Source organism: Streptomyces bungoensis, assembly GCF_001514215.1.
Lineage (GTDB): Bacteria > Actinomycetota > Actinomycetes > Streptomycetales > Streptomycetaceae > Streptomyces > Streptomyces bungoensis.
In genome coordinates this window covers 236,958-256,401 of the sequence record NZ_KQ948861.1, presented here as the reverse complement: position 1 = coordinate 256,401, position 19,444 = coordinate 236,958, and the positions used below count along the sequence as shown (strand labels likewise).

Sequence of the window (19,444 nt, the reverse complement as noted above, 5' to 3'; positions counted from 1 at the left end):
GCGCATCCGTGCCCGGCCGCCGGACACGCTCGGGATCGGGGCACACCGGGAATGCGGCCCCGGTGACCTGTTGATCACGACTCCGGCCGGAGCGGCCCGCTCCGGCCGCCGACGCCAGAAGCTGCGAGGCGGGCAGGACGCCCGCACGCTGGAGGAGCGGTCCCGTCGTTCACGAAGGAGGCTTCGGATGGCGAAGAACCGTGATGAGGACAAGACGCTGAAGAAGGGCGACAAGGTGGCCTGGAAGAGTCACGGCAGCCAGGCCGAGGGAGAGGTCGAGAAGAAGATCACCAAGCGCACCGAGGCGGCGGGCCGCACGGTCGACGCCTCGCGGGACGAGCCGCAGTACGAGGTGCGCAGCGAGACGTCCGGCAGGTCCGCCGTGCACAAGCCGTCGGCGCTGAAGAAGAGGTGAGGCGCGGGGTCCGGACTCAGCGTCATGCTGCCGGTGGTGACGCTGACGGTCTCCACGACCCGGGATGCCGGGGGTGGCCGGGGTACTCCTCGCCCGGCTCTCAGGCGCCACCGCCACACCTCGACGGGGGCCGGGCCCCGCGGGGCGCGGCCGGGGACGTGCGGGGCCCTCCTGGCTCCGGACGCCGAACCGACCGCCGTCACCTGCCTCGTTCCCGCCCGTCCCGAGGCGGCCGCCTAGCGTCGGCGCCTCAGGGCCACAGGAGTTCGCGGCGCCAGGCGCCGTCCTCCCCGCGGTACACCACCCGGTGGTGGACCCGGTCGGCACTCGCCTCCCACAGCTCCACCTCGGTGGGGGTGATGCCGTAGAGCGTCCAGCCGGGCGGGCACGGCACCTCCTCCGGGTGGACGGTCCCGAGACGCTCGAACTCGGCGAGCACGGCCGCCCGGTCGGCGGGCGAGCCCGGCCGGTGCAGGTGGGCGGCGAGACGGGAGCCACGACCGCGTTCGGCGAAGTCGGCCTCGGACGCGGCGCGCCCGGCGTCCGCCGCCGTACCCACGATCCGCACCTGGCGTCCGACGGCCGGCCAGTGGAAGTGTGCCGACACGTTCGGGTTCGCCGCGATCTCCCGGCCCTTGCGGCTGTCGGAGGGGGTGGCGAAGTAGAGGCGGTCGTCGTCGATGTCCTTGACGATCAGCACCCGGCTCGAGGGCACCCCGGCCGGAACGACCGTGCACAGGCTCATGGCGTGCGGCTCCTGCTGGCCCGCCGCGTGGGCCGCGAAGATCCAGTCCGCGACCACCGGCAGGGGATTGTCCGGGAGTCCCTTCTCGGGGAACCCGGTCGCCTCCACTCCCGCGAAGACCGGAAGGGACCTGAGTCTGCTGCGCGTCGCGTCGCTCGCGTCCATACGAGGACCCTACGGTCACACGTACCGGGCCAGGAACTGGACGGCCAGGCTGGTGGCGGACACCACCAGCCACAGGCAGCCCCCGAGCAGCAGGGGCGCGGGGCCCGTCCGGCGCAGCCTGGCGGGCTCGGTGGACAGGCCGATCGCGGACAGGGCGACGGTGATCAGGAAGACGGCGAGCGTGCCGAGCGGGCCGTGTGCGTCGGACGGGACGAGACCGGCGGTGTTCACGGCCGCCAGGACCAGGAAACCGACGAGGAACCACGGCACCAGCCGGCCGACGTGCACCGCCGCGGAGCGGGCCGGGCCGGCGGCGTCGTCCGCCGTCCGCGCACGGCGCCGGGCGAGGGCGGCGAGGCCCAGGCAGATCGGGATGATCAGCAGCGTGCGGGCCAGCTTGACCACCACCGCGTAGTCGGCCGCCGGACCGCCGTAGGTGGTGGCGGCGGCGACCACCGACGACATGTCGTTGACCGCGGTGCCCGCGAACAGGCCGAAGGCGTGCTGGCCCAGGCCCAGCAGATGCCCGAGGGCGGGGAACGTCAGCACCGCGGCGATGTTGAAGACGAAGATCGTGGAGACGGCGTAGGCCACCTCCGCCTCGGCCGCGCCGACGACCGGTGCGACCGCGGCGATCGCCGAGGCACCGCAGATGCCGGTGCCGACACCGATCAGGGTGCGCAGGTCGCGGACGACACCCAGGCGGCGCCCGATCCCGTACGCCGCCGCCAGGCAGACCGCGAGGGTCACGATCATCACCGGCAGCGAGCCGATGCCGACCCGCAGCACCTGTCCCAGGGACAGTTGCGCGCCCAGCACCACCACCGCGGCCTGCAGTACTCCGCGCCCGGCGAAGGCGATGCCCGGCCGCAGCCGGTGCCCGGGCCGCACCGCGACCGCCACCAGCACCCCGAGCACGATGCCGCTCACCGGCCCGCCGACGACGGGAACCAGCCGGCCCAACGCGGTCGCGACGACGGCCACGGCGACGGCCAGGGCGAGCCCGGGCAGCCGGGCGGCGAGGGCGGGGCCCGGCCTCGCGGCCGTGGCCGGGCGGGGCGGCCGAGTGGGCCCTGACCGGGAGAGACTGACGTGCTTCATGATCACCACTCTGGGTGGTTCCGCGCCCGCCCTGTAGCCCCTGATCGAGCAGGAGCTCATAGCGCAGGCGTATGAGTGAGTCATACGCTGGCACTGTGACCGACCCCTCCGCACCGGACCCCCGTACCGTGCCCGTCCCTCTGCGCACCCCCGACCTGGAGTCGCTGCGGCTCCTCGTCCTCGTGGCCGACCTGGGCAGCCTGGGTCGGGCGGCGGAACGGCTGCGGATCTCCCAGCCGTCCGCCAGCCGGCGGCTGTCCACGCTGGAGCGCGGGCTGGGACTCGTGCTGGTCGACCGCACCCGCCGCGGTTCCCGGCTGACACTGTCCGGGCAGGTGGTCGCCGGACACGCCCGGCGGGTCCTTGACGAGCTGGACGAGCTGCTCGCCGGGGCCGGCAGGCTGCGCGACCGGCGGGAGGCCGAACTGCGCGTCGCGGCCAGCCTGACCATCGCCGAGTACCTGCTGCCGGTCTGGATCAGCGAGCTGCGCGCCCGCCGGCCGGAGCTGTACATCGGGCTGCAGGTGACCAACAGCGAGCACGTGCCCGAGCTGGTCGAGTCCGGCGAGGCCGACCTCGGGTTCATCGAGGGGCCCCGGCTGTCCCGCGTGATGTCCACGCGGCGGGTCGCCGAGGACCGGCTCGTCGTCGTGGTCGACCCCGGTCACCCGTGGGCGCGGCGACGCGAGCCGCTGTCGGCGCGGGAGCTGTCCCGTACGCCGCTGGTGCTGCGGGAGAGCGGTTCCGGCACCCGGCAGACCCTGGACCGCGCCCTGTACCTGGCCGGCTGCGAACGCGTCCGGCCCCTGGTGGAGCTGGGGTCGACGGCCGCCGTGCGCGGCGCGGTGATCGCCGGCACCGGGCCGTCCGTCCTGAGCGAGCTGGCCGTCCGCGGGGACATCGCCGAGGGGCGGCTGATCGGCGTCGACGTCGCGGGCGTCGACCTCACCCGCGACCTGCGCGCGGTCTGGCCGACCGGGCGGCGCCTGGTGGGCCCGGCGGCGGAACTGGTCGCGGTGGCCCGCCGGGCGGTCGCCGGCCGGCGCCCGGCGGGCGAGTAGGCCTACGACGTCAGCTCGACCCACTGGCCGGAGTCGGCCGTGTCGACGCACTTCAGGAAGGGGTTCGGGTCGCCCTTCTGCTCCCGGCAGGTCCAGACGGCTCCTGCCGCCCGGACGGTGACCACGGACCCTCCCGCGTTGCGAGCGAGCCGTGTGTAGCCGCCCGCCACGTCGAGGGCGGTGGCACACAAGGTGGCGTGGCCGGCCCACACCCCCAGTCCGGAAGCACTGTCCGTGCCGCACACCCTGCCGGATGTCGCGGGCGGGGTCCGGTCGACGGACCCCGCACCCGGGGCGGAGGAGCCCACCACCGCGACGCCCAGGAGACCTGCCACCGCTGCGGATCTGAAGGAATGGACGGATCTGAAGGAATGCACGGGTCTGAAGGAATGCACGGGCGTCTCCTTCCCGCTCGGCACACCACCATCACCCGCCCCGTCGGGTGATGCCACCGGAAGCCGCCGGCACCACGGGGAAGTGCTGGTCAGGCCGAGTGCCCGGCAGTGGCGACGGGCAGTTCGGCCAGGCGCCATTCCAGCATGCCGTCGTGCAGCCGGAGCGCCCGCCGCCCCTGCCCGGCCAGCAGCCGCACCGCGTCGTGGGCGAGCACGCAGTAGGCGCCCCTGCAGTAGACGACGACCTCGGTGTCATCGGGCAGTTCGGTGATCCGCTCGGTCAGCTCGCCGACCGGGATGGACACGGCTCCGGGGATGTGTCCGGCCTCGTACTCCTCGACCGGCCGCACGTCCAGCACCACCACGTCCCCGGTCTCCACGCGGGCGCGCAGTTCCTCGCGGGTGACCACCTGGGCGCCGTCACTGCCGAGGTAGGCGTCCCGGGCGACGGGCACCGCGGCCCGGTGGGTCTCGGCGACCGTGCGCAGCAGCGCGAACAGGTGCGCGACGTCGTCCCCGGCGAGCCGGTAGTGGATGCGGGTGCCCTCGCGGCGGGTCGTGACCAGGCCCGCCTGCTTGAGGGTCTGCAGGTGGGCGGAGGCGGTGGTCAGGCCCAGCCCCGCCGCCTTCGCGAGGGCGTCCACGGTGCGTTCGCCCTGGGCGAGCAGATCCAGCAGTTCCAGGCGCTTGCCGTTGGACAGCGCCTTGCCGGTGGTGGCGAGCGCGTCGAACAGGGCGGCTTTGCGGGCGGGGTCTCCCATGGCATCCTCCATACATCCGTGGAATATTGTATGAGTGACGGAGCGGACTGTGCCACTCCGGTCCGGGACCGTCTGGAGGACACCGTGGGACACGCCGACCGCACCTCACGGGAGGACCGGTGACGAGTCCGGCCACCACCACCGCGCCCGGCGCCGCCGGTGACGGCGTCCGGCTCGGCCTGCGCGCCAACCTGGCCCAGTTCTCCCTCCTCGTCGCGGTCAACGCCCTCGTCGGCGGCATGCTCGGCCAGGAGCGCACCGTCCTGCCGCTGCTGGCACGCGACGTCTTCCACCTGTCCGCCTACACCGCCGCGCTGACCTACATCGTGGCCTTCGGTGCCACCAAGGCGGTCACTAACTTCTTCGCCGGCACCCTCTCCGACCGCTACGGCCGCAAGCCGGTCCTGGTCGCCGGCTGGCTGGTGGCGTTGCCGGTGCCGGTGCTGCTCATCTTCGGGCCGGCCTGGGGCTGGATCGTCTTCGCCAACGTCCTGCTCGGTGTCAACCAGGGCCTGACCTGGTCGACCACCGTCATCATGAAGATCGACCTGGTCGGGCCGGAACGGCGCGGTCTGGCCATGGGCTTCAACGAGGCCTCCGGCTACGTGGCGCTCGCGGCCACCGCCATGGCCACCGGTGCCATCGCCGCCCACTGGGGGCTGCGCCCCGCCCCCTTCCTCCTCGGCGCCGCCTACGCCGCCCTCGCCCTGGGCCTGTCCACCTTGGCGGTCCGCGAGACCCGTGGCCACGCCCGCGCCGAGGCCGCCCGCCACCCCGCACCGGAGAACCCGGACCACCACGGCGAGCTGACGACAGGCCAGATCGCCATGATCACCAGCTTCCGCGACCGGGCCCTCTCCGCCGCCAGCCAGGCCGGGTTGGTCAACAACCTCAACGACGCCCTCGCCTGGGGCATCTTCCCCCTCCTCTTCGCCGCCCACGGCCTGTCCATCGCCGCGATCGGCGTGCTCGCCGCCCTCTACCCGGCGGTGTGGGGGTTCGGGCAGCTGTTCACCGGCTGGTGGTCGGACCGCGTCGGCCGCAAACACCTGATCACCGCCGGCATGCTGGTCCAGGCGGCAGCCCTCGGTCTGGTGGCGACCGGCACCGGCTTCCCCGCCTGGGCCCTGGCGCAGGTCCTCCTCGGCGCCGGCACCGCCCTGGTCTACCCCACGCTGCTGGCCGCCGTCGGAGACGTCGCCCACCCCGCCTGGCGCGCCCGCTCGGTCGGCGTCTACCGGCTGTGGCGCGACGGCGGCTTCGCCGTCGGCGCCCTGCTCGCCGGAGCCCTCGCCGACGCCTACGGCCCGACCACCGCCGTCTGGACGGTCGCCGCCCTCACGGCCGCCTCCGGCCTGATCGTGGCCGCGCGCATGTACGAGACCCACCCGCGGACCTGAGGGGCCTCGGGCGGCGGGGCCGAAAGGCCCTGGCATCCCCTCCCGGTCCGCACGGACAGTAGGGGGAGGAGGAACCTCCTGCGGAGGTGAGCACAGTGATGTACTGGGACGGTGGCTGGGCCTGGATGGCCTTCATGCCCCTGGTGTGGATCGTGTTGATCGGCCTCGTCGTGTGGGCGGTGACACGTCTGACGCACGGCACGCCCGGCGGCCGCACGGACGGCAGCCGGCGCGGGGAGGGCCGGGAGTGGCCCGAGCACCGGGAAACCCCGGAGGAGATCCTCGACCGTCGCTTCGCCGCCGGTGAGATCGACGCGGACGCCTACACCGAGGCACGCGAACGACTCGCCGCCCACAGGCCGGGGCTCCGGTGACCGGGCGGCTGCGGGGCCGCCGGTTGCCGCTGATCGTGCTGGTCGCCGCGGTGGCGGCCCTGATCGCCTCGGTGGTGTGGGTCGCGGGCGGGGGCTCCCCGTCGTGGGGGCCGGGCCCCCGGGCGATGACGGGTGCCGTCTCCCGCGCGGGCCCCGTGCACGACATGGCCGACGCCGACCGTGCCGCCGGGCGCTTCGCCCATCGCTGGGGGCTGCACGTCGGCGAGACCATGCAGTTCAGCAACGGCTACTACGCCGAGCTCCTCGCCCCCGACGGCAGCCGCGCCACCGAGGTCCTCGTCGACCCGCGGACCGGTGCCGTGCAGCCGGAGTTCGGCCCGGCCATGATGTGGAACACCGCCTACGGCATGATGTCCGCCCGCAGCCGGCCCGGCACCGTGGCGATCGGGCCCGCTCAGGCGGTGAGGATCGCCGACCGCTGGCTGGGCGAGCACCGTCGGGCCCTGCACGCGGCGGAACCGGAGCGGTTCCCCGGCTACTACACCCTGCACACCCTGCGCGACGGCCACGTCGTCGGCATGCTCTCGGTCAACGCGACGACCGGCACCGTCTGGTACCACACCTGGCACGGCCGCTTCCTCCGGATGCAGGAGCACCCCGGCGGCGCATAGCCCACCTGGAGACATCGCGTCCCTCTGCCTGCGCCGACATGGTCCGGGGGCCCGCCGACCGCCGTCGACGGGCCCCCGGACCGGTCGGCCGTCGAGCCGGATCAGCTGCGCCAGGTGTCGTCGAGCGTGACCTCACCCGACGAGGGAACGGTCGCGGTGCGGTTCGCTCCGGACTCCCAGGTGACGTTCCCGCTCGCGTCCTTGCGGATGTACTTGTACTGGAAGGACGTCCCGGCCGGCAGGCTGAGGTCCAGCTTCCAGACGGGGTAGCTCGCCGAGCTCATCAGCAGCGCCTTGGAGGTGTCCCAGCCGCCGAGCGCCGGGATGTCCCCGGCGACGTAGATGTTCTGGCCGAGGGTCGTCGTGGCGTTCACCGCGAAGGCGGCGCCGGTGGCCGGGGAGGTGGTGCCGCTGCCGCAGGGGTCGCCGCTGCCGACCACGCCGTCCTTGACGGTGACGTCACCCGTCTTCAGGGCGTAGTTGCCGCCGCTGTTGTTGTCCCACGTCCCGTTGCCGTCGTTGAAGGTCGCGGTCAGGCCGGTGGCCGAGCCGAGGTCGACCGTCTTCTTCATCCAGCCGGTGCAGGCGCTGTCCATCTTGATGCCGGGCGCGGTGGTCCAGCTGCCGCCGTTGGGCGCGTAGTGCAGGTAGTACGAGGACCAGCTCTTGTCGGTGCTGTAGTAGACGGTCGCGGAGTTGCCGGTGCTGCCGCCACCACCGCCGGCGCTGCTGCAGGGCGCGCCGGTGTAGAGGGCGAGGGCGTCGTTCGCGCCCACGGTGGCGGAGAACTTCCCGTCCGAGCCGACGGTGTAGCTCGCGCCGCTGTGCTGGACGTCGCAGTAGGTGCCGGCGGGCAGCGAGGTCTGGAAGGCCTGGCTGATCGAGCTGCCCTCGTGGTTGATGACGACGTAGCCCTTGCTGCCGCGGCCGAACGCGATGGCGTTGTTGCCGTTGGACCACCAGTTGGTCACGCCGGTGCCGGAGACCGCGTTGCGGAAGCCGACCATGTTCGCTATCTGCGGCCAGGCGTGCTGGCACTTCCAGCCGTCGCTGTAGCAGGCGTTGACCTGGCCGTTGTTGGGCGGGCCGGCGTCGTTGTCGGTGAACTCGTAGCCGGAGTAGACGTTCGGGGAGCCGTAGGGCCAGGCCAGCGTGTAGATGCCGGCCAGCGTGTAGGTGCTGCCGTTCTTGTAGTTGAGGGTGGAGCCGTTGCGCTCGGTGTCCCAGTTGTCCACGAAGGTGCGGGCGTAGGAGCTCGGCAGGTAGCCCGCGCCCCACGACTCGCCCCACTGGCTGAGGTTGGCCAGCTTGTCCGAGGTGAAGATCCGCTTCAGGTCGAAGGCGCCCTTGAACTCGTCGACGTCGCCGGTGCCCTCGTACTCGGTCGGCTGCACGGCCTCGCCGGCGCCGTAGATGACCTCCTGGGCCCAGTAGATGTTCGGGTCGCTGAGCTTGGACTTGATGGCCGACAGGTCCGAGGCCGCGATGTGCTTGGCGGCGTCGACGCGGAAACCGTCGACGCCGAGCGAGATCAGGTGGTTCAGGTAGGCGGCGATGGTCGAGCGGACGTAGTCGCTGCCGGTGTCGAGGTCGGCCAGGCCCACGAGTTCGCAGTTCTGGACGTTGCTGCGGTCGCCGTAGTTGCTGATGTTCTGGCGGCAGGAGTGGAAGTCCTGGTCCTGGTAGTAGCCGGGGTAGTTGTACTTGGTGTAGTTGGTGCCGGCCGTGCCGGTGCCCGAGCCGGACGCCATGTGGTTGATGACCGCGTCGGCGACGACCTTCACACCGGCGCCGTGGCAGGTGCTGACCATGTTCTTGAAGTCGGACTCGCTGCCCAGCCGGTTCTGCAGCTTGTAGCTGACCGGCTGGTAGGAGGTCCACCACTGGCTGCCCTGGATGTTCTCCGAGGCGGGGGAGACCTCGACGTAGCCGTAGCCGGACGGACCGAGCTGGTCGGTGCAGGCCTTGGCGACCGAGTTCCAGTTCCACTGGAAGAGCGTGGCGGTGACGTCCTTGCTGCCGGGCGGGGAGGCGCTCGCCTGGCCCTGGGCGACACCGACCAGCCCCGCCGCGGCGACGAGCGCGGCGACGGTGCCGCTGACGACGCGGGATCTCATGGTGCGGCTCCTTCGAGGGGGGTGGGGAAACAGGGCGCGCTTGGGCACGCGGCGGCCCTGTCCCCGGGCCGCCGACGGGCAAGTGGACCCCGTACACGCTGGATTCGCGGAGGAGCTTCCCGCCACGGAGATGTACGCGTCAACCTTTTCGACAAAGAATTTCTGCCGCTTACTGCAAGAGCTTGCAGTGAGGGGCATGCCTGCGGAAAGGCGCCTCACGCCGATGGGTGCGGGTCGCGCGTTACGCGGGCCGTTCCGTGGCCTGGGAGCGCGGCCAGGGCATCCCGTGCAGCCGCTCGATACCGGCGTTGAAACGCTGGAGGTACGCGGCGAAGGCGGCGATGTCCTCCTCCGGTCAGTGGTGTCCCTGCTCCTGGCGATCTCCAAGGGCGCCGACTGGGGATGGGGCTCGGGCACCACGCTGGGCCTGTTCGCCCTCGCCGCCGTCGCGCTCCTCGCCTGGGGCTTCTACGAGATGCGCACCCGCGATCCCCTGATCGACCTGCGCACCACGGCCCGCCCGCGGGTTCTGCTGACCAACGCCGCCTCGATCCTGATCGGCGTCGGCATGTACGCCTTCATGCTGATCGCACCGCAGCTGCTCCAGTTCCCCGAGGCCACCGGCTACGGACTGGGCCAGTCGATGCTGGCGAGGGGCCTGTGGATGGCGCCCGGCGGCGTCATGATGATGATCGTCTCGCTCGGCGGCAGGCTGATCAACGCCCGCGGTCCGAAGACCGCACTGGTCCTCGGAGCGCTGGTGATCTCCGCCGGGTACGGGCTCGCGCTGCCGCTCATGGGATCCGCCTGGGGTCTGATGATCGTCGGCATCGTCGTCAACAGCGGCGTCGGCCTCGCCTACGGCGCGATGCCGGCCCTCATCATGAGCGCCGTGCCGCTCTCCGAGACGGCGGCGGCCAACGGCTTCAACACCCTGATGCGCTCGCTCGGCACGACCATCGGCTCGGCGGTGATCGGCGTCGTCCTCGCCCAGATGACCACCACCCTCGGCGGCTGCACACTGGCCTCCGAGAACGGCTTCCGGACGGGTCTGCTGATCGGCTGCGGCGTGGCCCTGGTGTCGGCCGCCGTGGCCTCGCTGATCCCCGCCGTGCGCACGGGCGCCGGCGACTCCGCGACCGAGGAGACCGTGGCACACGAGGTGGCGACCGGCGCCTGAGCGGGGTGGGCGCACTCGCGAGTCACCCGGCCGGGGACCGGCCACTGTGGGATGAGCCACTCGGCGGCGTGTTCTTCCGCATCGAGTCGATCGCCCTCATACGATGAGCCCATGATCTCCAGCTCTCGCCCCGGCTCCGGAGCGAGAGCTGTGCGCTGGACGTGGCTGGTCCTGGCCCTCGTGGCGGGGGTGCTGGGGATGCACGCCCTGTCACCCGCCGGTATGCCGGCTTCGGGCCGGCATGACGCGATGATGTCGGTGGAGCCACGAGGCCATCACCCGACGCTCGCGCACGCCGCCGGTGGAGACTGCCGGCATCTGTCGGACGCGGACGACGGCGGCATGGTCATGGACCACGCAGGAGGCACCTGTGCGGCGGGCGGTACGTCCACTTCCTACGTCCCGCCCGCTTTGACGCCCGCTCCGACCGCCCACGTCGATCCGGCGGCGACCGCCTGCGGCGGCCCGGCCGCCGGGACGGCCGACGGGCGCGCACCGCCCGATCTCTCCGAGTTGCAGCTCCTGCGGATCTAGAGGCGCCCGCACGGCCCCCTCCCGATGAGGGTGGCGTGCTCCGGGCCTGCCTGAATCCGTTTCTTCCCGCGCGTGGGCGCGGGCACTTCAAGGAGTTGTACCTCGCATGGCATCTCGCCGTTCCCTCGTCCGCCGGGCCGTCGCGCTGACCACCGCCGCCACCGCCGCGGTGGTGCTGGCCGCCTGCGGCAGCAGTGATTCCTCGTCCTCCTCCTCGTCCCCGGCGCCGGGGCACTCGGGCCACGACATGGGGGCGATGCACCCCTCGGGCACCGCTTCCGAGGGCAGCCACGACCCGCAGGACGCGTCGTTCGCCCAGGGGATGATCCCGCACCACCGGCAGGCCGTGGCCATGGCCGACCTGGCCGCCTCGCGGGCGAAGTCCCCGCAGGTGAAGGACCTGGCCGCGAAGATCAAGAAGGCGCAGGATCCGGAGATCGACACCATGTCCGGCTGGCTGAAGGCCTGGGGCGAGAAGGTCCCGGGTGACAGCGAGTCCGGCATGGGGAGCATGCCGGGCATGGACCACTCCGCCTCGTCGATGCCCGGCATGATGTCGGACCAGGACATGGGCAGGCTGAAGGGCCTGTCCGGTGACGCCTTCGACAAGGCGTTCCTGCAGATGATGATCAGCCACCACCAGGGCGCGATCGCGATGGCGAAGACCGAACAGGCCAAGGGCGCCTACGGTCCCGCGAAGCTCATGGCGAAGTCGATCGTCACCTCGCAGTCGGCCGAGATCACCGAGATGAACAAGATGCTCGGCAGGCAGTAGATCCTCAGCCGGCTGGACCCGGGGCCGACAGGACGTACGACTGTCGGCCCCGGGCACCGGTGAAGCGTCAGGCCCGGTAGGCCACGAGTGCCATCATGCCCGCCTCACCGTGGTAGGCGTTGTGGCAGTGCAGCATCCACCGGCCCGGGTTGTCCGCGTCGAAGAACACCGACACCGTCCTCTTGGGCAGCACGATCGTGGTGTCCTTGCGCGGGCCGCCGGTGCCGAGCTGGTACGTGTGCCCGTGCAGGTGCATCGGGTGCCACATGGTGGTGGTGTTGACGAAGTCCAGCCGTACCCGCTGACCCTCCTCGACCGTGATCGGGTGTGCGGCCGGGTCGTTCACGTCGAACCGCTCGCCGTTGACGGCCCAGTCGTAGGCCATCATGCTGCCGTTCAGCTCGATGCGGTGAACACGGTCGGTCTTCTTCGAGGGCAGCCGTACGTCGTCCGCCGCCCGGAGCCGTGAGGCGGCCATGATCAGGCCGTCGAGTTCCCCGGGGTGGACGTTCGTCTCGGGGACGGCGCCGGACCCGGTCCGGACGACGGCCATCCCGGCGGCGTTCTTGCCCTCCGCGAGCGCGACGAGGGGGAAGACACCGTCGGCCAGGGTGACCAGGGCGTCGTAGCGTTCCCCCATGCCGATCAGCAGGGCGTCGACCTGCTGGTGCGCGACGGGGAAGCCGTCGGTGTGGGTGAGGGTGAGCCGGTGGCCGCCGAGGGCGACGCGGTACGCGGTGTCGCTTCCCGCGTTGATCAGACGCAGCCGGACCCGCTTGCCCGGCTTGCTCCGGAACACCTGCGGATCCGCCGGGACGCGCCCGTTGACCAGGTGGTACGGGTACTTCACGTCGCCGGCGTCCCCGCCGAGCAGCGGGCTCCGCGCGCCCATGAGCATGAATCCGCCCGACATGCCGCCGCCCGAGGGCGAGGCCGACGGGGACCCGTTCATCCCGCCGCTCATGTCCATGCCGTCCATGCCGTGCATGCCGCCCATGCCCTGCCGCAGTTCGGCGAAGACCTGGTCCGGGGTGCCGGTGACGCCGTCCAGCCAGTCGTCGAGGACGACGACCCACTCCTCGTCGTACGACAGGGGCTCCTTCGGGTCCTCGACGATCAGCGGCGCGTAGAGGCCGCGGTCGAGCTGGACCCCGACGTGCGGGTGGAAGAAGTACGTCCCCGGCCTGTCGGCGAGGAACCGGTAGGTGAAGTTCTTCCCGGCCCTCACGGCCGTCTGGGTGACGGGCGGGACACCGTCCATGTCGTTGCGCAGGGCGACGCCGTGCCAGTGGACGGACGTGGCGGCCCGCCCGGGAAGCTGGTTGGACAGAGTCGCGGCCAGCGTGTCCCCGGCCGAGACGCGCAGCTCCCTGCCGGGAGTCTGTCCGTCGAAGGCCCACGTCCTGGCCTTGACCCCGGCGCCCAGCTCCGCCGTGGCCGCGGCGGCGATCAGGGTCGTCTCGCGGGTCCTGCCGGTGCCCGCGCGCCTCTTCTCGGCCGCGGCGACCGCCGAGCCGGACGGACTGAGCAGGGCGGGCGTGCGGCTGGAGCCGTTGCTGCAGGCGGCGAGGGCGCTCCCGCCTGCCATACCGAGCCCGGCCAGCAGTGCGGACCGGCGGTTGATGCTGTTCACCATGGTTCTCTTCTCACGATCGCTTCGGTGTGGTCGCGCGGTCAGGCGGCGGCGCGGAACGAGGGCACGCGCAGCCGCGGGCGCGGCCTACACCAGCAATCGGGAGAGGAACGAAAGATCGGGTGGGGCTCGGCCCACCGTTCCCGGCACGGACCGCCCAGTGGGCGGGGTGCGGGGCGAGGACGCCGTGGTGTGTCCGACGGCGGCGGCTGCCGGAGGCGCCGGCTTCACCGTCTCGACACTCGCCGCGGAGCAGTGCGGCCCGGTCATACCGGAGCAGGCATTGCCGTCGCCGGACGCCGTCGGGGCGAACCCGGCATGTTTCATGTCGGCGCCCATGGCTCGCATCGTCCCGGAGCTCGGGACGTGGCTCACGGCGGTGGCGGCCTCATGGTGGACGAGGACGGCGAGGGCGGCGACCAACGCGATGACGACGGTGCGCGTCCAGACGACGGCAGGGCACGAGGTGCTGCCCCGCCGGTCACCGCCTGCCGTCATGGTCCACGTCCTCGCTGGGAAACGATCACCTCCCAATATACCCCTCGGGGTAAATATGCGACCGGGTGGCGGGGCGGCCCGGTGAGTGCGGCCGCAGAGGCATCTCGCCTACGGCATACCCCTAGGGGGTATGATGTCATGGTCGGGGAGGCCGATCACCCCCCGGCCCCCAGACTGGTCCCACGCACCGAGATCCCGAGGAAGAACCATGACCGAACAGACGAACTCCGGCTCCTGCTGCGGCGGCGGTTCCTGCGGCTCCGGCGCCGCGGCCGACGTTCAGGGCATCGGCGTCACCACCGTGTACAAGGTGTCCGGCATGACCTGCGGCCACTGCGAGGGCGCGGTCTCGCAGGAGATATCCGCGCTGGAGGGCGTCAGCTCCGTCACGGCCGACGCCAAGACCGGCGAGGTCACCGTCGCCTCCGCCGCCCCGCTCGACGAAGCGGCCGTACGCGCGGCCGTCGACGAGGCCGGCTACGAGCTCGTCGGCCTGATCTGACGACCGCCTCGGGGCGCGCGGCCCCGCACGCCACGCGCTTCACCTCCCGCGCCGGGACGTACCGCTCCGCTGATACGGACGCCGTACGTCCCGGCCTCCCAAGGAGTCACCCCATGACCAGCACTGCGTCCGAGAAACCGCTCACCGGTTCCGCCCCCGCGGCCACCTCCGAGGTCGAGCTCTCCATCGGCGGCATGACCTGCGCCTCCTGCGCGGCCCGCATCGAGAAGAAGCTCAACCGCATGGACGGCGTCACCGCCACGGTCAACTACGCCACCGAGAAGGCGAAGGTCAGCTATCCGGCGGGGACCGAGGTCTCCGACCTGATCGCCACCGTGGTGAAGACCGGCTACACCGCCGAGGAGCCTCCGCCGCCTCCTCCGCCGGCCGGTGAGGCGGCGGAGGCCGCGACGACTGCGGCACCGGACGGTGAACTGCTCGCGCTCCGGCAGAGGCTGCTGGTCTCGCTCGTCCTCTCCGTGCCCGTCATCCTGATGGCGATGGTCCCGGCCCTCCAGTTCGACAACTGGCAGTGGCTGTCGCTGACCTTGGCCGCGCCGGTGGTCGTCTGGGGCGCTCTGCCGTTCCACAAGGCCGCGTTCACCAACGCCCGCCACGGCGCCGCGACCATGGACACGCTCGTGTCCACCGGCACCCTCGCCGCGTTCGGCTGGTCGCTGTGGGCACTGTTCTTCGGGCAGGCGGGAATGCCCGGTATGCGGCACGGCTTCGACCTCACCATCTCCCGCACGGACGGCTCGTCCTCCCTCTACCTGGAGGCCGCGGCAGGGGTGACGGCCTTCATCCTCGCCGGCCGCTACCTGGAGGCGAAGTCCAAGCGCAAGGCCGGAGCCGCCCTGCGCGCGCTGCTGGAGCTGGGTGCCAAGGACGTGGCGGTGCTGCGCGGCGGCGCGGAAGTCCGCGTTCCGGTGGCACGGCTGGCGGTCGGCGACCGGTTCGTCGTACGCCCCGGTGAGAAGGTCGCCACCGACGGCACCGTCGTCGAGGGCACGTCGGCGGTCGACGCCTCCCTGCTCACCGGCGAGTCCGTCCCCGTCGACGTGACCGTCGGCGACGCGGTGGCCGGCGCCACGGTCAACGCCGGCGGCCGGCTGGTCGTGGAGGCCACCCGCGTCGGGGCGGACACCCAGCTCGCCCGGATGGCCAGGCTGGTCGAGGACGCCCAGAACGGCAAGGCCGCGGTGCAGCGCCTCGCCGACCGCATCTCCGCAGTCTTCGTTCCCGTCGTGATCCTCATCGCCCTCGGCACCCTGCTGACCTGGCTGCTGGTCACCGGTGACGCGACGGCCGCGTTCACCGCCGCCGTGGCCGTCCTGATCATCGCCTGCCCGTGCGCCCTGGGCCTGGCCACGCCGACCGCGCTGATGGTCGGCACCGGACGCGGCGCCCAGCTCGGCATCCTCATCAAGGGCCCCGAGGTCCTGGAGTCCACACGCCGTGTCGACACGGTCGTCCTGGACAAGACCGGCACCGTCACCACCGGCCGGATGACCCTCCACGACGTGTACGCCGCCGAGGGCACCGACGAGACGGAACTCCTGCGCCTGGCAGGTGCGTTGGAGTACGCCTCCGAGCACCCCATCGCGCAGGCGGTCGCGGCCGGGGCGATCGGGAGGGCCGGCGGCCTGCCGGTCCCGGAGAACTTCGAGAGCGTCGCCGGGCTCGGCGTCCAGGGTGTCGTCGACGGGCACGCGGTCCTCGTCGGGCGCGAGAGGCTCCTGCGGGAGTGGGCGATCGAGCTGCCCCGGGAGCTGGAGGAGGCCAAGGCGGCCGCGGAGGCCGAGGGCCGTACGGCGGTCGCCGTCGCCTGGGACGGCGAGGCGCGCGGCGTGCTCACCGTCGCCGACGCGATCAAGGAGACCAGTGCGGAGGCGGTGGCCGAGCTGCGCGGGCTGGGACTGAAGCCCGTGCTGCTGACCGGCGACAACCAGCTGGTCGCCGAGTCCGTCGCCCGCGCCGTCGGCATCGACGAAGTGATCGCCGAGGTGCTGCCCCAGGACAAGGTGGACGTCGTCAAGCGGCTGCAGGGCGAAGGCCGTACGGTCGCCATGGTCGGCGACGGGGTCAACGACGCGGCCGCGCTCGCCACCGCCGACCTCGGCCTGGCCATGGGTACCGGCACGGACGCGGCGATCGAGGCCGGCGACCTGACGCTGGTACGCGGCGACCTCCGCGTGGCCGCCGACGCCATCAGGCTCTCCCGCAGGACCCTGGCCACCATCAAGGGCAACCTCTTCTGGGCCTTCGGCTACAACGTCGCCGCCCTGCCCCTGGCCGCGACCGGCATGCTGAACCCCATGATCGCGGGCGCGGCGATGGCCTTCTCCTCGGTGTTCGTGGTGACCAACAGCCTGCGGCTGCGCACGTTCAAGTAAGTACGGCACTCTGGACGAAAGGCGCCCGGCCTTCCGGCCGGGCGCCTTGTTCCGTCCCGGCCGGTCGGACCTCAGCTCTTGGCGACCGTGCACGTGTAGGTGGCCGTTCCGGCACCGCTGTACGCCTCGACGTCCACGTAGTAGGTGCCCGTTCCGGAGGAGGTCCGGGTGAAGGTGAGGGACTCGGGCGCTCCGGCGCCGTCGGTGACGGACCGTTGGAGAGTCCGGCCCGCCGAGTCCATGAAGTACAGGTCGGCGTCGTATGCCGTGGGGATCGTGCACCGCACGGAAGCCGTCTGGCCGGAGGCGAGGGCGACCCGGAAGTAGTCGCGGTCCGTCGACGACTTCATGCTGCCGGTGAGGGTGGTGGGCGAGGGGAGGGCCGAGGCGTCGTCGGCCGTGCCGCTGGTGTCGTTGGGTTCGCTCTCACCGAGCGCTGCGCCCGGGGAGCCGCACGGTTCCGCGATGCCGTCGTAGAGATCGGCGTCGGCGACGCCGTCGGTGACGCTGCGACGGTAGAACCCGCAGGTGGGCCGGTTCCCGAAGTCGAACGTGCTGCCGGGCGTGAGCCGCCAGATCTTGTAGTCGGAGAAGGTCAGCGGCTTTCCGGGCACGGCCTGCTCCGGCTGGTGGTCGCCGAGCACGACGTACGCGTTCTGGCCGTATTCGGTGGCGAGTCCGTTCCTGTCGACGAACAACGAGCCCCCGCCCTGTTCGACACCGACCCCCCAGGCGGCGCCGCTCGTGGTCAGCCCGTCCTTGATGGCCCGGGCCACGAAGGCCATGGTGCGGCCCATGCGGTCGCGTGTGACGAAGTGCGAGTCGTTGACGGTGTCGGCGTAGTGGGGCCAGTCGAACATGCCGGTGGTGAAGGTGATCGCCGGATCGTAGGGGTCGGCCAGCGCGTCCGCACTGGTGGCGCTGCCCTGGCACGCGTCGTAGACGACGGAGCTGTTGATGTGGGTGCCGGCGCTGCCGCCGCCCGATCCGCCGCCCTTGGCGACCACGGATTCGACGGACGCCTCGAGTGGGCTGCCCTTCCAGGCGGCGTACCGGCACTGGTCGCCGCCGGCGAAGTAGACGAACTCGGCATCGCGGACATCGGTGTTGACCTGGGGGTCACTGGCGTCGGACGCCTTGGTCAAGGTCCACGTGGTGCAGGAGTTCACGCCGGTCAGGGACATGATGCTGTCGCACTCGGGCGTACTGCTGCCGGACGTGGGGGCCGATCCGGCGAGCACGACGACGTCGAGGCTGCCGGTGTCGTCGCGGATGGCGTCGATCGCGCGCTGCATGGACGCCGCCACGACCGCGCCGTCGCCGTTCATGGTGAAGGCCGGACCGCTCCAGCCGGCGCGGCTCGCGTCCGAGGCGCTGCCCAGCCGCACGCGGTCGGCGGCGGCCTGCGCGGGATGGACGGCGGCGAGTGTGCCGGCGAGCGAAACGAGCGTGATCACGGCGGATGCCGCGGAGCGGTGACGCAAGCGGACGGTCATGTGCCCTCCCGGGCTGCGGACTGTGGACTGCGGTGACGGGCAGGCGGCCGGCGCCCGCCGTGGAGGTAGCAGAACTTACAAGTACCGCTCCGTGTGCGGAAGATGTAAGACGTGGGCGATCGGCACTTCGAGTCGTGGAAACGGAGAACGACTGGCTGAGCGGCTGTCGCCGGGACTCCCTCCTCCCCTCTTGGTCGATCCGCGAGAAAGTAACGTGCGATACATCTGGCCATCTGCCCGTCGAGAATGTAACTTCCGGGGAGTGGCCGGACGCGACGTTCCGCCGGCACAGCTCACCGAAGGGTCCGATCGTGATGAACGCTCGTCTCACCTGCCGCATGGCGGCCTCCGCCGTCTCGGCCGCGGCGCTCGTGGCGCTGTCCGGGTGCGGGAACAGTGACGCCGCCGCCCCCGTGGCGGGCGGCAAGGTGTCCGTCGCCGGCGTGGAGATCAAGGAAGTCAAGGCTCTCCACGACGCGCTGCCCGACAAGATCAAGAAGTCGGGTGCCGTCCGGGTCGCCACCGACGTGCCCTACCCGCCCTTCGAGATGTTCGTGAAGGAGGGGCAGAGCGAGCTGACGGGCCTCGACTACGACCTGGGGCAGGCGATCGGTGCGAAGCTGGGCGTGAGGTTCGTCTTCACCGCCCAGAAGTTCGACGGCATCGTCCCCGGCATCCAGGCGGGGAAGTTCGACGCCGCCATGTCCGCCATGACGGACAACAAGGAGCGGCAGCGGGTCGTCGACTTCGTCGACTACTCGCAGTCCGGTTCCGGGATCCTCGTCGCCGACGGCAACCCGCAGAAGATCGCCGGCCTGGACGACCTGTGCGGGAAGAAGGTCGCGGTGCAGACGGCGACCAACCAGCTCACCCTGCTCAAGTCCCGGCAGGCGGCGTGCGCGAAGGCCGGCGCCGGAAAGATCGACATCCAGACGTTCCCCAAGGACTCCGACGCCCAGCTCGCGTTGCGCTCGGGCAAGGTGGCGGCCCAGGTCGTGACCAAGCCCGCGGCCGGCTGGACGGCCAAGACGGCCGATGCGGGCAAGGCGTTCGACCTGGTCGAGGACCCCGCCGCGCCGGGCGGCTACAACGCCTCGCCCAACGGCATCGCGGTCGGCAAGCAGCTGCCCGAGCTCACCGCCGCCGTGCAGAAGGCGCTGCAGGCCCTCATCGACGACGGCACCGTGCAGAAGATCTACGCCAAGTACGGCGTCGCCTCCATCGCGGTGAAGCAGGCCACGAAGAACGCGGCGGTCGACTGAGC

The 19,444-nt window shown here is 71.9% G+C and carries 17 protein-coding genes and 2 pseudogenes; 11 read left to right on the top strand and 8 right to left on the bottom strand.

Features of this window, described 5'->3' with window-relative positions:
* The first annotated feature begins 187 nt into the window (after positions 1-187).
* On the top strand, positions 188-415 hold the full coding sequence (locus AQJ66_RS22655; protein ID WP_061925274.1) for a hypervirulence associated TUDOR domain-containing protein: 228 nt from the start codon (positions 188-190) through the stop codon (positions 413-415).
* Here the strand turns inward: AQJ66_RS22655 and AQJ66_RS40140 are convergent.
* From AQJ66_RS40140 to AQJ66_RS22645, 3 genes and pseudogenes are all read right to left on the bottom strand, one after another.
* A pseudogene (locus AQJ66_RS40140) lies at positions 412-552 on the bottom strand (XRE family transcriptional regulator); the annotation flags it as partial. The gene AQJ66_RS22655 and the pseudogene AQJ66_RS40140 sit on opposite strands and share 4 nt — an antisense overlap.
* A 113-nt stretch (positions 553-665) precedes the next feature.
* Positions 666-1,325: a pyridoxine/pyridoxamine 5'-phosphate oxidase gene (locus AQJ66_RS22650; protein ID WP_061925272.1), complete on the bottom strand. Its 660-nt coding sequence runs from the start codon at positions 1,323-1,325 to the stop codon at positions 666-668.
* A 15-nt stretch (positions 1,326-1,340) separates the two neighbouring features.
* On the bottom strand, positions 1,341-2,426 hold the full coding sequence (locus AQJ66_RS22645; protein ID WP_061925379.1) for a YeiH family protein: 1,086 nt from the start codon (positions 2,424-2,426) through the stop codon (positions 1,341-1,343).
* Between the two features lie 71 nt (positions 2,427-2,497).
* On the opposite strand from AQJ66_RS22645, the gene AQJ66_RS22640 reads away from it, so the two are divergent.
* Positions 2,498-3,487 (top strand): LysR substrate-binding domain-containing protein, encoded by a 990-nt coding sequence (locus tag AQJ66_RS22640; protein WP_208611422.1) that lies wholly within the window; start codon positions 2,498-2,500, stop codon positions 3,485-3,487.
* A gap of 2 nt (positions 3,488-3,489) precedes the next feature.
* On the opposite strand, the gene AQJ66_RS38935 is transcribed toward AQJ66_RS22640, so the two are convergent.
* Both AQJ66_RS38935 and AQJ66_RS22630 read right to left on the bottom strand, forming a co-directional pair.
* Positions 3,490-3,822, bottom strand: coding sequence for a hypothetical protein (locus AQJ66_RS38935; protein WP_063804070.1), 333 nt, complete (start codon positions 3,820-3,822; stop codon positions 3,490-3,492).
* Positions 3,823-3,971: 149 nt separating this feature from the next.
* Positions 3,972-4,643, bottom strand: coding sequence for an ArsR/SmtB family transcription factor (locus tag AQJ66_RS22630; protein WP_061925267.1), 672 nt, complete (start codon positions 4,641-4,643; stop codon positions 3,972-3,974).
* A 119-nt stretch (positions 4,644-4,762) separates the two neighbouring features.
* Between AQJ66_RS22630 and AQJ66_RS22625 the strand changes: the two genes are divergently transcribed.
* From AQJ66_RS22625 to AQJ66_RS22615, 3 genes are all read left to right on the top strand, one after another.
* Entirely contained in the window at positions 4,763-6,043 is a 1,281-nt protein-coding gene (locus AQJ66_RS22625; protein WP_061925265.1) for an MFS transporter, read from the top strand.
* 86 nt (positions 6,044-6,129) lie between these two features.
* Entirely contained in the window at positions 6,130-6,417 is a 288-nt protein-coding gene (locus AQJ66_RS22620) for an SHOCT domain-containing protein (protein WP_208611421.1), read from the top strand.
* Positions 6,414-7,049 (top strand): hypothetical protein, encoded by a 636-nt coding sequence (locus AQJ66_RS22615; protein ID WP_208611420.1) that lies wholly within the window; start codon positions 6,414-6,416, stop codon positions 7,047-7,049. Before AQJ66_RS22620 ends, AQJ66_RS22615 begins: the two co-directional genes overlap by 4 nt.
* A gap of 101 nt (positions 7,050-7,150) precedes the next feature.
* Here the strand turns inward: AQJ66_RS22615 and AQJ66_RS22610 are convergent, their stop codons facing one another.
* A complete protein-coding gene (locus AQJ66_RS22610; protein ID WP_061925259.1) occupies positions 7,151-9,166 on the bottom strand; it encodes a carbohydrate binding domain-containing protein in 2,016 nt (671 codons plus the stop codon).
* Between the two features lie 358 nt (positions 9,167-9,524).
* On the opposite strand from AQJ66_RS22610, the pseudogene AQJ66_RS22605 reads away from it, so the two are divergent.
* The 3 genes and pseudogenes from AQJ66_RS22605 to AQJ66_RS22595 all read left to right on the top strand — a co-directional run.
* Positions 9,525-10,346 (top strand): annotated as a pseudogene (locus tag AQJ66_RS22605) (MFS transporter); the annotation flags it as partial.
* A 111-nt stretch (positions 10,347-10,457) separates the two neighbouring features.
* On the top strand, positions 10,458-10,880 hold the full coding sequence (locus tag AQJ66_RS22600; RefSeq protein ID WP_061925256.1) for a DUF6153 family protein: 423 nt from the start codon (positions 10,458-10,460) through the stop codon (positions 10,878-10,880).
* Positions 10,881-10,986: 106 nt separating this feature from the next.
* On the top strand, positions 10,987-11,655 hold the full coding sequence (locus tag AQJ66_RS22595; RefSeq protein WP_061925254.1) for a DUF305 domain-containing protein: 669 nt from the start codon (positions 10,987-10,989) through the stop codon (positions 11,653-11,655).
* Positions 11,656-11,722: 67 nt separating this feature from the next.
* Here AQJ66_RS22595 and AQJ66_RS22590 read toward each other — a convergent pair whose 3' ends face one another.
* Complete coding sequence (locus AQJ66_RS22590) at positions 11,723-13,288, bottom strand: multicopper oxidase family protein (protein WP_061925371.1); 1,566 nt, start codon at positions 13,286-13,288, stop codon at positions 11,723-11,725.
* Between the two features lie 706 nt (positions 13,289-13,994).
* Here AQJ66_RS22590 and AQJ66_RS22580 point away from each other — a divergent pair.
* Both AQJ66_RS22580 and AQJ66_RS22575 read left to right on the top strand, forming a co-directional pair.
* On the top strand, positions 13,995-14,288 hold the full coding sequence (locus AQJ66_RS22580; RefSeq protein ID WP_061925248.1) for a heavy-metal-associated domain-containing protein: 294 nt from the start codon (positions 13,995-13,997) through the stop codon (positions 14,286-14,288).
* Between the two features lie 113 nt (positions 14,289-14,401).
* Entirely contained in the window at positions 14,402-16,684 is a 2,283-nt protein-coding gene (locus AQJ66_RS22575; RefSeq protein WP_061925245.1) for a heavy metal translocating P-type ATPase, read from the top strand.
* A gap of 71 nt (positions 16,685-16,755) precedes the next feature.
* On the opposite strand, the gene AQJ66_RS22570 is transcribed toward AQJ66_RS22575, so the two are convergent.
* A complete protein-coding gene (locus AQJ66_RS22570) occupies positions 16,756-18,180 on the bottom strand; it encodes a pre-peptidase C-terminal domain-containing protein (protein ID WP_244162893.1) in 1,425 nt (474 codons plus the stop codon).
* Between the two features lie 314 nt (positions 18,181-18,494).
* On the opposite strand from AQJ66_RS22570, the gene AQJ66_RS22565 reads away from it, so the two are divergent.
* Entirely contained in the window at positions 18,495-19,442 is a 948-nt protein-coding gene (locus tag AQJ66_RS22565) for an ABC transporter substrate-binding protein (RefSeq protein WP_079060354.1), read from the top strand.
* Positions 19,443-19,444 lie beyond the last annotated feature (2 nt).

What these genes read in the sequence shown, in the direction of transcription:
- AQJ66_RS22600 (WP_061925256.1), top strand. Translation starts at nt 10,458, where the DNA reads ATGATCTCCAGCTCTCGCCCCGGCTCCGGAGCGAGAGCTGTGCGCTGG.
- AQJ66_RS22565 (WP_079060354.1), top strand. Translation starts at nt 18,495, where the DNA reads ATGAACGCTCGTCTCACCTGCCGCATGGCGGCCTCCGCCGTCTCGGCC.
- AQJ66_RS22650 (WP_061925272.1), bottom strand. Translation starts at nt 1,325, where the DNA reads ATGGACGCGAGCGACGCGACGCGCAGCAGACTCAGGTCCCTTCCGGTC.
- AQJ66_RS22630 (WP_061925267.1), bottom strand. Translation starts at nt 4,643, where the DNA reads ATGGGAGACCCCGCCCGCAAAGCCGCCCTGTTCGACGCGCTCGCCACC.
- AQJ66_RS22580 (WP_061925248.1), top strand. Translation starts at nt 13,995, where the DNA reads ATGACCGAACAGACGAACTCCGGCTCCTGCTGCGGCGGCGGTTCCTGC.
- AQJ66_RS22610 (WP_061925259.1), bottom strand. Translation starts at nt 9,166, where the DNA reads ATGAGATCCCGCGTCGTCAGCGGCACCGTCGCCGCGCTCGTCGCCGCG.
- AQJ66_RS22570 (WP_244162893.1), bottom strand. Translation starts at nt 18,180, where the DNA reads ATGACCGTCCGCTTGCGTCACCGCTCCGCGGCATCCGCCGTGATCACG.
- AQJ66_RS22595 (WP_061925254.1), top strand. Translation starts at nt 10,987, where the DNA reads ATGGCATCTCGCCGTTCCCTCGTCCGCCGGGCCGTCGCGCTGACCACC.
- AQJ66_RS22645 (WP_061925379.1), bottom strand. Translation starts at nt 2,426, where the DNA reads ATGAAGCACGTCAGTCTCTCCCGGTCAGGGCCCACTCGGCCGCCCCGC.
- AQJ66_RS22575 (WP_061925245.1), top strand. Translation starts at nt 14,402, where the DNA reads ATGACCAGCACTGCGTCCGAGAAACCGCTCACCGGTTCCGCCCCCGCG.
- AQJ66_RS22640 (WP_208611422.1), top strand. Translation starts at nt 2,498, where the DNA reads ATGAGTGAGTCATACGCTGGCACTGTGACCGACCCCTCCGCACCGGAC.
- AQJ66_RS22655 (WP_061925274.1), top strand. Translation starts at nt 188, where the DNA reads ATGGCGAAGAACCGTGATGAGGACAAGACGCTGAAGAAGGGCGACAAG.